This is a genomic window from Anabaena sp. UHCC 0187 (assembly GCF_009712035.1).
Taxonomy (GTDB): domain Bacteria; phylum Cyanobacteriota; class Cyanobacteriia; order Cyanobacteriales; family Nostocaceae; genus Dolichospermum.
Window position 1 is genome coordinate 43538 of sequence record NZ_VILB01000028.1, and the last position, 10609, is coordinate 54146.

At 40.0% G+C, this 10609-nt stretch carries 12 protein-coding genes, 1 tRNA gene and 1 pseudogene; 7 read left to right on the forward strand and 7 right to left on the reverse strand.

Going from position 1 to position 10609, the window contains the following annotated elements; all coding sequences use genetic code 11:
• The first annotated feature begins 127 nt into the window (after nucleotides 1–127).
• Nucleotides 128–529 (forward strand): endonuclease domain-containing protein, encoded by a 402-nt coding sequence (locus tag FJR11_RS21345; protein WP_168507375.1) that lies wholly within the window; start codon nucleotides 128–130, stop codon nucleotides 527–529.
• Between the two features lie 41 nt (nucleotides 530–570).
• On the opposite strand, the pseudogene FJR11_RS21350 reads toward FJR11_RS21345, so the two are convergent.
• From FJR11_RS21350 to ndhL, 5 genes and pseudogenes are all read right to left on the reverse strand, one after another.
• A pseudogene (locus FJR11_RS21350) lies at nucleotides 571–903 on the reverse strand (7-cyano-7-deazaguanine synthase); the annotation flags it as partial.
• Between the two features lie 117 nt (nucleotides 904–1020).
• A complete protein-coding gene (locus FJR11_RS21355) occupies nucleotides 1021–1674 on the reverse strand; it encodes a heterocyst differentiation related protein (protein ID WP_168507377.1) in 654 nt (217 codons plus the stop codon).
• A 231-nt stretch (nucleotides 1675–1905) separates the two neighbouring features.
• Complete coding sequence (gene trpA / locus FJR11_RS21360) at nucleotides 1906–2709, reverse strand: tryptophan synthase subunit alpha (protein ID WP_168507379.1); 804 nt, start codon at nucleotides 2707–2709, stop codon at nucleotides 1906–1908.
• Between the two features lie 85 nt (nucleotides 2710–2794).
• Nucleotides 2795–3106 carry a DUF3007 family protein gene (locus FJR11_RS21365; RefSeq protein ID WP_168507381.1) on the reverse strand — a complete coding sequence of 104 codons (312 nt, stop codon included), beginning with the start codon at nucleotides 3104–3106 and terminating at the stop codon, nucleotides 2795–2797.
• A 27-nt stretch (nucleotides 3107–3133) separates the two neighbouring features.
• On the reverse strand, nucleotides 3134–3343 hold the full coding sequence (gene ndhL / locus FJR11_RS21370) for an NAD(P)H-quinone oxidoreductase subunit L (RefSeq protein WP_080683924.1): 210 nt from the start codon (nucleotides 3341–3343) through the stop codon (nucleotides 3134–3136).
• Between the two features lie 397 nt (nucleotides 3344–3740).
• Here ndhL and FJR11_RS21375 point away from each other — a divergent pair.
• A tRNA-Leu gene (locus FJR11_RS21375) sits at nucleotides 3741–3825 on the forward strand.
• A 94-nt stretch (nucleotides 3826–3919) separates the two neighbouring features.
• On the opposite strand, the gene FJR11_RS21380 is transcribed toward FJR11_RS21375, so the two are convergent.
• Together FJR11_RS21380 and FJR11_RS21385 are read right to left on the reverse strand one after the other, a co-directional pair.
• Nucleotides 3920–4882: an amino acid ABC transporter substrate-binding protein gene (locus tag FJR11_RS21380; RefSeq protein ID WP_174763159.1), complete on the reverse strand. Its 963-nt coding sequence runs from the start codon at nucleotides 4880–4882 to the stop codon at nucleotides 3920–3922.
• Between the two features lie 210 nt (nucleotides 4883–5092).
• The gene (locus tag FJR11_RS21385; RefSeq protein ID WP_168507383.1) at nucleotides 5093–6001 is read right to left on the reverse strand and encodes a hypothetical protein; all 909 of its coding nucleotides are present in this window, start codon (nucleotides 5999–6001) and stop codon (nucleotides 5093–5095) included.
• A gap of 121 nt (nucleotides 6002–6122) precedes the next feature.
• Here FJR11_RS21385 and FJR11_RS21390 point away from each other — a divergent pair, with 121 nt between their 5' ends.
• From FJR11_RS21390 to FJR11_RS21415, 5 genes are all read left to right on the forward strand, one after another.
• Nucleotides 6123–6869 carry a sucrose-phosphate phosphatase gene (locus FJR11_RS21390; RefSeq protein ID WP_168507385.1) on the forward strand — a complete coding sequence of 249 codons (747 nt, stop codon included), beginning with the start codon at nucleotides 6123–6125 and terminating at the stop codon, nucleotides 6867–6869.
• Nucleotides 6866–7504 (forward strand): Holliday junction branch migration protein RuvA, encoded by a 639-nt coding sequence (gene ruvA, locus FJR11_RS21395; protein ID WP_168507387.1) that lies wholly within the window; start codon nucleotides 6866–6868, stop codon nucleotides 7502–7504. The genes FJR11_RS21390 and ruvA overlap by 4 nt, the downstream gene beginning before the upstream one ends.
• 9 nt (nucleotides 7505–7513) lie before the next feature.
• Nucleotides 7514–8689, forward strand: coding sequence for an 8-amino-7-oxononanoate synthase (bioF, locus tag FJR11_RS21400; RefSeq protein ID WP_168507389.1), 1176 nt, complete (start codon nucleotides 7514–7516; stop codon nucleotides 8687–8689).
• 34 nt (nucleotides 8690–8723) lie between these two features.
• Nucleotides 8724–8996, forward strand: a complete 273-nt coding sequence (locus FJR11_RS21405) for a hypothetical protein (RefSeq protein ID WP_168507391.1) — start codon at nucleotides 8724–8726, stop codon at nucleotides 8994–8996.
• Between the two features lie 337 nt (nucleotides 8997–9333).
• On the forward strand, nucleotides 9334–10609 hold a 1276-nt coding region (locus FJR11_RS21415; RefSeq protein ID WP_168507394.1), incomplete at its 3' end, for an NYN domain-containing protein.

Genomic DNA, 10609 nt, shown 5'->3' on the forward strand with positions numbered 1-10609 from the left:
ATCCCAAACCGACCTAACCCCCCAACCCCCTTCCCTGCAAGGGAAGGGGGAGAAATCTTGCTCCCCTCTCCTTGTAGGAGAGGGGCTGGGGGAGAGGTCAAACACGATATAAAAACACACCCCACAAATGAACAACCAACCACCGAAAAAAGACGGACTTCGTAACATTGTCATTGGACAAAAAATAGAACCCGTAAAACTCGAACGCGCCAAAGAAATGCGTCGCCAAATGACACCAGCAGAAAAAATTCTTTGGGAACATCTTCGCGCCAACCGCTTGCATAGGTTACATTTTCGCCGTCAACAAATTATAGATGGTTTTATAGTAGATTTTTATTGTCATGCTGCTAGTTTAGTCATAGAAGTAGATGGAAAAATTCACGAACAACAAATTGAATATGATGCAGAAAGAGATAAAATTTTATCAGCAAGAAGCTTGCGTTTATTGAGATTTAAAAATGAAGAAATAACAGAGAAAATTGAGCAAGTTTTGATGCGAATTTATCAAACTTGTTGTGAAAAGACCTAACCCACCAGCCCCCTTCCCTACCAGGGAAGGGGGAGCAAGATTTACTCCCCTCTCCTTGCAGGAGAGGGGTTGGGGGAGAGGTCAACATAATAAGGAACAGGATCTTCTAACCCCAATTCAGCAAAAGCCGCTAACCGCAACCGACAAGAATCACAGACACCGCAAGCTGACTCACCACCAGCATAGCAAGACCAAGTAAGATGCCACGGAACTCCTAATTCATTACCCAATTGGATAATTTCCGTCTTCTTCAAATTAATTAACGGGGAAACAATTTGAATAACTTGTCCCTCACGTCCTTGTTTTGTCCCCAAGCGAAAAACATCTTGCATGGCTTGGATATAATCAGGACGACAATCTGGATAACCAGAGTAATATCTAGTTCCCAGTCTCTGACTGGGAATGCTATCACAGAGGCTTTGCCTCTAATATTCTAGAATTCATTCCCACACAGAGTATGGGAACGAGAAAAACCATATAATCACAACAACTTAGTGCATTTCGTCGTATTCTGCCGTTTCCACCCTTCTAGAATCCATGCGAGAAGAGGGTAAAAATTCAGCCCGACGCACCGGATTTAAAGATGGTGCTTGTCCATTGTAGGGATGAATCACCTGCACAGTCCGAGTAGCCCGCTGTTTTGGTGCAAACAAAGAAAGAACACCAGCCACCACAACACCCCCACCAATAGTCAACGTAGCACCACCCACAGCCCAAAGCATGGGTGAAGACCACCAATTATTTTGTTCAGGTTGTTGTAATGATGTCGCCATTTTTTGTTGATTAGCTTGTTGTGCTAATTGCCACTCCCGTTGGGTAAAGCTTTGAGCTTGTACCTGGAATTGTTGGTTTTGTAACTTGAGTTGTTCATTATCAGCTTTCAACTTCTCTAGCTGCATATTCATTTTCAGCTTTTCCATTTCTAGACGCTGATCAGAATTGGGAGCAGTTGGGGGCTGATTAGAATACACAGGTTGACCGTAATTAGGAGGATACTGCATCACCTGGGGTGCCATGACTGTTCCTGGCATTTGGGGGCTAATAGCAAAGTTTGATGATATAGGAGTATTTGTTCCTTTGAGTAAGACTAAAGCCGCTAACCCTGCCACCGCGACTCCGCCAATAAATGCCATACTTTCGCTCATTGCTGTTACCCCTCAAATCCTACAGAACAGTAACTCAGTTGTGACTGACGCACTCTCACACGCATAATTTTTTGCCTACTTCGATATTATATTAAGAGTCAAGATAAAACAGTGTATCAGTTAGTTTTTTGTCTATCCTAAGATATGCTGTTATTATTTAAGACGATCACAGTCAAATTGTCCACTAGAACATCACAAAAAAATACACTGTTTGCCAATTTCTCTCTTTGCTTAAGAGGGATTTTTGATGGCTGTCTTGAGACTTTGGCAAAATTCGGCGATCGCATCTAATCCCTGCTCTGGTGTACCTTCTGCCAGTCGTTTCACAATGGCACTACCCACAATTGCTGCGTCCGCGCCCCATGCTTTCACTTGTCGCGCTTGTTCAGGGTCAGAAATTCCAAACCCCACACCGATGGGTTTATCTGTCACATTGCGAATTTGTTGGAGTAAATCACCAACTCGCGTTTGCATTTCGGTTCGCATTCCCGTGACACCAGTAACACTGACCAAATAAATAAATCCTTGGGAAGCGCGAGCGATCGCTTCTATTCTTTCAGGAGAACTCGTAGGAGCTACCAATAAGGTTAAATCTATTCCCATCTCCGCCGCTGGTTTAATGAGCCCTGCTGACTCTTCCAAAGGCAAATCAGGCACAACTAAACCAGCTACCCCAGCATCTTTAATTTGCCCCAAAAACTTATCAACGCCCCGATGTAAAATCGGATTGTAATAGGTAAATAAAATAATCGGCGATCGCAAACTCGGACTAATCCCTTTGAGCATCTCTAACACCTGCTCTAAAGTAGTCCCCCGTGCCAAAGCGCGAGTAGCCGCAGCCTGAATCACTGGGCCATCAGCCAAAGGATCAGAATAGGGTACACCCAACTCAATAATATCAGCCCCAGCATGATCGAGAACCTGCAAAGCCTTAGCCGTAGTTTCTAAATCTGGATCACCAGCCGTAATAAAAGGAATCAAAGCGCACTCTTGATTCCGTCTCAAATTTTCAAAGCAACGAGAAATAGCAGTCATTTCGCCTAGTCAGTAGTCAGTGGTCAGTAGTCAGTGGTCAGTAGTTAGTAGTCAACAAACAACTGACAACTGAACAATCATAACCCTAAACCTGAGATTCTTTTTCCTGTTCAATCTTCGCTTGCAGTTTGGCTAATTCTTCAGGAGAGAGTTCATCAAGCCGCTTTTGCAAAAAAGCCGTTTCATAAGCCTCCCGTTGTTGATGGTAGGTCATTTTATTCCCCATCGCGCGGAAAAGATAGGTACATAACCAGCCAATTAAACCAGCAATCAAGAAAACTTGACTCCAGATACCAGCATTCTGACCATCTAAACCCACCAACTGCAAACCCACATAAGCCAAGCCACCGGCGACAAAAACACCGAAACCAATACCAATCGCGTCAATACGTCGCATGAGAATAATGACCTACCAATCTTAAATTTAAGCAATTTTTCGCGGACGGGGGTTCAAATTCACAAACGGGGAGAGAACTAGCAACCCCGGAAAGAAAAAGAACACCAAAAAGTACATAAACACCCGTTCCACAGAACCACAGGTGTACCATCTTAAACTCAAATAGAAAAAGACAGCAATGGGTATTACCAGCAAATAAGCGCCAGCCAAACTCAGATACAGAAGTGCTACAACCATATTCCTTACCGCAATTTGAACTATATTTGGTGCATTCACTTCTTATCATAGGCTGAATGGCTGAGTTGAGGAAATCAGTAATTATGAGAACTGACGCGAAATATCTCTCAAACCCTTATTCCTCCGTGTCCTCTGCGCCTCTGCGGTTCGTTAATCTAGATAATTTATTTCTTAGAAGTCCCAAAAACCAATTGCCCAAAAATCGAAACTTATGATATAATAGTTCCCAGCCATTAAGGGTGAGCTAAGTAGCTAACCTAAGATTTTGTTTGGGTGCTAAATGTCAAATATTAGCCTTAGCAAATAAAATTTTAAAATCTACTTGCCAAAAAAAAGCAATTAGTGGTATAACAGACAAGCGGGTGAATACTGCCTCAAAAACAGTAAATAACCTTACGGGAGCGTGGCGGAATGGTAGACGCTACGGACTTAAAATCCGTTGACCTTAAACGGTCGTGGGGGTTCGAGCCCCCCCGCTCCCATCTATTAAATTAATTAAAAATGTGCTAGAATCCTGGTCTGGTTTTTCCATACTGATGTTTCTGGCACATTTTTATATTTGGAGATTTAAACAGTTTACAAATCTTTCTGAGGAATCGGTTCGTGAAACTCGATCATCAATTGCATTGTTTCCACTTCTAAATCACGTAAATCCTGATTTAGATATACAGCACCTTGAAAACCAAACCAACGGTCAAAAATTGCCACATATTTGGGGTTATTGTTCACAAATCCTTGCATAAATTTGACGAGGGAATAATTCACTGAATTGAGGAATTTAGAGTTATTCTCAGGAACCATGCAAGCAATTCCTTCTCGTGAATAGGGACGAGGAGGTACAATTGCAAAACTATCTGGTTTTTTGGCTGTTTGTAACCATCCTTCTAAAAGAATGCTGTCGGATGCAAAAGCGTCAATTTTCCCCTGTTCCAAAGCCGCAAATCCTTCTGGTCTAGTTTTCAAATATACAAGCTTGGCTTGGGGTTGTATTTGCTTGATTGCTTGTTCGTTGGTAGTTCCAGCTAACACACCTACACGCTTGTTAATCAGAGATTCTGGTGAACCTAAATTGCTATCCTTCTTAATTAGGATTTGAGTACCTGTGACACCATAGCTAATGGAAAAATCAACTTTTTTATCTCGTTCCCAGGTAAAACTACTAGCATCACAGACAATATCAACTTGTCCATTAATGATCTTGGGAATCCTTGCTGCTGGGGTAACTGCAACTAATTTAAGTTGAATTTTTTTGCCTAATTCTTTCTCTAATTGCTGCTGGATTAAAGTCAACATATCCACAGAATAACCAGTCAATTTTCCTTGACTGTCAGCGTAGGCAAAGGGCAAAGCATCTTTACTTGTACCAGCGGTTAATACTCCTGTTCGGGCTACTTTTTCCATCACTGTCTCTGCACCGGCAACACCTGGCATTAATCCTGATAATATCAAACCGAATACCACAGGGGCAATATTTTTATATATCTTCGACTTAGTGAAAGCAGGTAAATGGGAGAGATTTATTTTGGTATTGACAAACATATTCTAATCTTGAGGAATCCACAGTATCAAAATTAATAAGTTATCTCTATTAATGATCAAGTCAGCAGTTATAGAAATGATTCTTCACAGAATGAGGATTTTACGTGCAGCTTCAAATGAACCACCAATTGCACCATATTGAGCAATATGCGCCCAAATGCTCGGATTTAAAGAGACATTTCCTAAAATGCCTCCTTTTTTAGAAAATGTCTAATCAACCTTAAACCTAGCTAACAATTCCTCACGAGAAAGATTAAGTAATAACTGATTTCTTTCTGTGAGAGAAAGTTCCATAATTGGAGTCACAATAGTAGATAACTCCTCATCTAAATTACCAAAACGCACCGCTAACAAACTCTCTACCATCAAACGCTGTCCGTTTTGTTGTCCTTCCTGTCTTCCTTCTTCAAGTCCCTCTTGCTTCCATTCTTCCCGTTGTTTAAGATATGCTGGTGATAAACTCATAATTAACTCTCTTACCTCTTCATCACTGACATTACTATTTAATTCTAAATTCTTCCGCCAAGATGCGAAAATTTCTACCAGTCTTTCCCATTTATGATTATTTTCCGAAAGTTTTACCACTTCGGTAATAGCTTCCGTTTGAGTTTTACCTCTTCCCATTACTCTTAACCATAGTGTATCCTCTGTTATGGGTAATTGGTTAACAGCAACAATGGCGGTTTTCTGATATTCGGGTAGAAAATAAACTCCTTTTTCCCATCCCTCCTTTGTTTTTGCTCCAAACCCTTCCAGGATTCTTTCAGAACAAGTAGGTGTTAAAATCCATAGAAGGGGTAATTTTGCTTCAGAAATAGAACATTTTTCTCGTTTCGCTTCTCGCAATAAATCACCCTGAACACTATACAATTTTAACAAACAACTTCTAATTTCCACCTCATTAGGTGCATTACGGTAAGGTTCAAACAGACAGCTTGTAGCTGCCATTTTTCCTAATAATCCTAATTCCGAATTTGCAGATGTTGTAGTCGGAACAAACCAAACATCTATTTCCTGAACTTCGCTTTTTACATCTTTGCTGGTTTTGACTTCTCCTAGAGGTGCTAATAATTCCTCTAGATATTCCTTGGCCAATTGGTCGTGGGGTTGTCGGGTCATGAATTTCCTAGTATAGCCATAATTTCTAATCGCCAGGGCTTGTTTTAAAATTAGGAATTGTCCACTAACTGCCAAAACAGCATACACTTTTTGTGAATTAACCTCACAACAGGAGTTGACTGTGACTAAGTTTTTATTCGTAACTGATTTAGATCATACCTTCGTCGGTGATGATCAGGGATTATCGTCATTGAGCGATCGCTTGCAAAGTCATCGTCAACAATATGGGACAAAGATAGTTTACTCTACAGGGCGATCGCCTGTTCTTTACCACCAACTCCAACAGGAAAAAAATCTCTTCACACCAGATGCTCTCGTTGCCTCTGTGGGGACGGAAATCTATTTAGATGGTAGCAACAATCCTGACCCAGAATGGTCAAATATTCTTTCTCAAGGATGGGATAGTCAAAAAATCTTATCTATTACTGAGCAATTCCCCGAATTAGTATTACAACCAGATACGGAACAACGTCCTTTTAAAGTCAGTTTTTTCCTAAAGGGAGAATCGTCCGGAATCCTACCACAACTTGAAGCTGAGTTGCAAAAAACTCAACTAAATGTAAAGTTAATCTATAGTAGTGAAATTGACCTTGACATTTTACCCCATACCAGCGATAAAGGTCAAGCAATGCAGTTTTTACGACAGAAGTGGAAATTTGCAGCCGAGCAGACTGTTGTTTGTGGCGATTCGGGTAATGATATTGCTTTATTCGCTGTCGGTAAGGAACGGGGAATCATTGTGGGGAATGCTCGTCCAGAGTTACTGCAATGGTATCAGCAGAATCCTGCGGACTACCGTTACCTGTCCCAAAACCGTTGTGCTGCTGGGATTATGGAAGGTTTAAAATATTTCGGGTTCTTAGAATGATTAGCTATCTTAAAGGTATCGTCGCCGGTGTCCAAACCATTACTCCTAATCGCGTCATCTTGACCTTAGAAGTCAATGGCACAGGTTATGATTTGCAAATTCCCCAACGTTTGTCCAACCAGTTAACATCAACTGGGGATGTGATCCAAATCTTTACCCATTACCAGATTCGGGAAGAAATACCTATGCTTTACGGTTTTTCTTCTCCTTCCGAACGGGATTTATTTCGTCATTTGCTCAGTGTTAGCGGTATTGGTGCTGCCTTAGCGATCGCGCTCTTGGATACAATGGAATTACCAGAGTTAGTCCAAGCTATCGTCGCTGCTAACATCCAAATGCTCATTCAAGCCCCTGGAGTGGGCAAGAAAACCGCTGAACGCATTTGTTTAGAACTAAAGAGCAAACTAATCGAATGGCGCAAATCAGCGGGCTTCTTCGTGGCTACAGGTGGACCTGCACCCGGAATTTTAGAAGAAGTGCAAATGACTCTATTTGCTTTGGGATATACTGCCCATGAAGTCAGTCACGCTTTGCACACAGTTAGCGAAAATATTGGTTTACCCAAAAATGCCTATGTGGAAGATTGGATTAGACAAGCGATCGCTTATCTTAGCAGTAGTGAAGTAGAGTGTTAATAATTCACCATGAATAATAATCCCTATGCTTGGATAAATGAATCTCTTTCCACTATTCATCGGGCTGACTGGTATCGTTCCGTGCAAACGATTCACAGCCGACCCGGTGCAACTGTGGTATTATCTGGGCAAGAGGTTATTAATTTTGCCAGTAATGATTACTTAGGACTAGCAGGAGATGAACGCTTACAAACAGCCGCCATTACTGCTATTCAACAGTTCGGCACTGGTAGCACAGGTTCTAGATTACTCAGTGGGCATCGAGAAATACATAGAGAATTAGAACAGGGCATAGCATCTACTAAGCAAACCGAAGACGCATTAGTATTTAGTTCTGGTTATTTAGCAAATTTAGGGACAATTGCTGCCATAGTTGGCAAAAGAGACTTAATTTTCTCCGATGAATATAACCATTCCAGCTTAAAAAAGGGAGCGATTCTCAGCGGTGCAACTGTAATGGAATATCCGCACGGTGGTACTGCAGTACTGCAAGAAAAGTTACGAGAACACAGGAAAAATTTTCGCCGCTGCTTGATCATTACCGATAGCGTCTTTAGCATGGATGGTGATTTATGTCCATTACCCCAACTCCTAGATTTAGCTGAAGAATTTAGTAGTATGCTCCTCCTAGATGAAGCTCATGCTACGGGAGTTATGGGGAAAACTGGGGCTGGGTGTGTGGAACATTTCGGGTGTACAGGTAGGGAATTAATTCAAATTGGCACATTAAGTAAAGCTTTGGGGAGTTTAGGCGGGTATGTGTCAGGCAGTAGCTCCCTCATTGACTTTTTACGGAATCGCGCCCCTAGTTGGATTTATACCACTGCTCTTTCCCCCGCAGACACAGCAGCAGCCTTAGCAGCTATTAAGATAATTCAACAAGAACCCCAAAGGCGATCGCAACTCTGGCAAAATGTCAATTATTTAAAACAATTAATTCAAGATAATTTACCTAACTTAAAGTTATTACCGACAGAATCTCCGATATTATGTTTTCAATTACCTAATGCTGCTGCCGCATTAACAGCAGGAAAGCATTTGCGAACATCAGGAATTTTTGCCCCAGCCATTCGTCCCCCCACAGTTAGTACCAGCCGGATTAGAATATCTGTAATGGCTACCCATGAGTTAGGACATATGCAGAAATTAGTGGAAGTGATCAAAACAATGAAAGAATTAGAGTAAGCAACAAGTTTTTTACAAAACAAAGATTAACAAGATGTTACCTCATATCAAAGCATTAATTTCATTGATGGAAACTTTACCGTTAAATACTCAAAAACAAGTAGTAGAACATCTTCAGGAGTATATTCAGCAATTTACCCAAAATTTAGATGTCAATAACTTAGAATCAGAAACTGTTAAGAATGTTGAAGATAATCAACAGAAAGTTCTCCCAATACATGATTATTCATCAGAACTTTCCCCAGAAGAATTGGAAATATTAAATAATTGCACAGAATTCCCTGTATGGTCCCCCTTTGATTCATGACACTTACAGCAGGAGTCACCGAGTCAGAAGTAAAACTGGCTTGGTTTATAGGTTGCAATGTAGATTTTGTACCTCCTAACTACGCAACCTGCTGTAAATCAACTTCCTGACACCGCCCTTTCCTATTACAGCGTGCTTGTGCCGGAGTGATAACAGAAAATGGTGTAATGCCTCGTTCTGTATCAGAATTAACTATAGGAGAAAATTTAGTGAATCAGTTGGCACAAGGTAAGGTAACAGTTAAAGTTATAGAAGTTACCTGAAGGCTAAGTTATGACAAGTAAATTTTTAGACTTCAGACTTCATTTCCAGGATGCTCTACTGTACCATGTAAGCTATGTCCTATCATGATTCTGCCTTATTACAAAAAATCTGTGTTCATATTTGTCAATCAATAATTGCTATTCAACAACAGCAACCAGAATTATTGATTGCAAAATATCGAACTATTAACTGGCAAATATCTACAAATAAATCCGCTTTAAGTACAAAATTTAGAGACATACTCAGTCAAACCCAAACCTGGGATGAATTATTACAAAAACTGCAATCATCACTCAAAGCAGTGCTTGTTCCCGCAGCTTTTGATTCACAAATACTATCAGATTTAATTTCCTCTATTCACCAGCTAAATCCAGAAAATCCTGATTTAAATACTACACATTTACTTCAAAGACAATCTCTGGGTATAGCCATTTTGCTTTTAGATGCAGAAAATCTGCAACTTAATCCTAATACAGAAAAGTTTTTAACTACAACTTGTCATTGTCCTCTGCAAGTCAAAATTGCCTTTGCAAATTGGTCAAATCGGGGAAAATTAGATGTTGAATTACATCAACGTGGTTATGATTTAATTCATGTTCCCGCTGGTAGAGATAATGCTGATGGTAAAATGATTGCGGTGGGTTCTTCTATTCATGAACGCTATCCCAATGTTAAAGAAGTTTTTGTTTGTTCCTCCGATAAAGTAATGACCAACTTATGTAATATATTACAACAAAATGGCATATTAGTTTATCAAGTTAGTCAGCAAGGGGAAAATATCAAATTATTCAATAGTTTAACCAGCGAAACTATTGATTATTCCCTCAAACCTCTGCCAGAAATACCATCTATAGAGCAGTTTATTGCCCAAATTAAGATTTTAATTAAATTACAGCAAAAACAAACTGCAAGTTATTGGCTGAAACTTTCAATCCTGTCTAAACTATTTAAAACCAAACATCAATTAACTATTAGTCAAATTATTGCTCATCACTTTCCTGGGAAACAAGCTAGAGACGTATTTATTAACTATCCATCTGAGTTTGTAGTTCATCAAGTTGACGAAAAATCTGAATTGTATGTCACAATCTTTGAACAGCATCAACCCAATGTAGAAAATAATCAAGAAAATTCACAACCCCAAACCACGACATCAAAAGTCTTATCTACTATTAATTCTCCCACAGATTTAGAGCAAGCTATCAATAATATATTAACTGATTTAAGCAAAGTAGATAATCATAAATCTGTTGATGTTAGTATTTTGGGAAGTAAATTTTATCAGCAATATGGTAAACCAATAACTGAACAAATCAAACAATTAAAGATTGCTGGTAGTTTTGTTACCC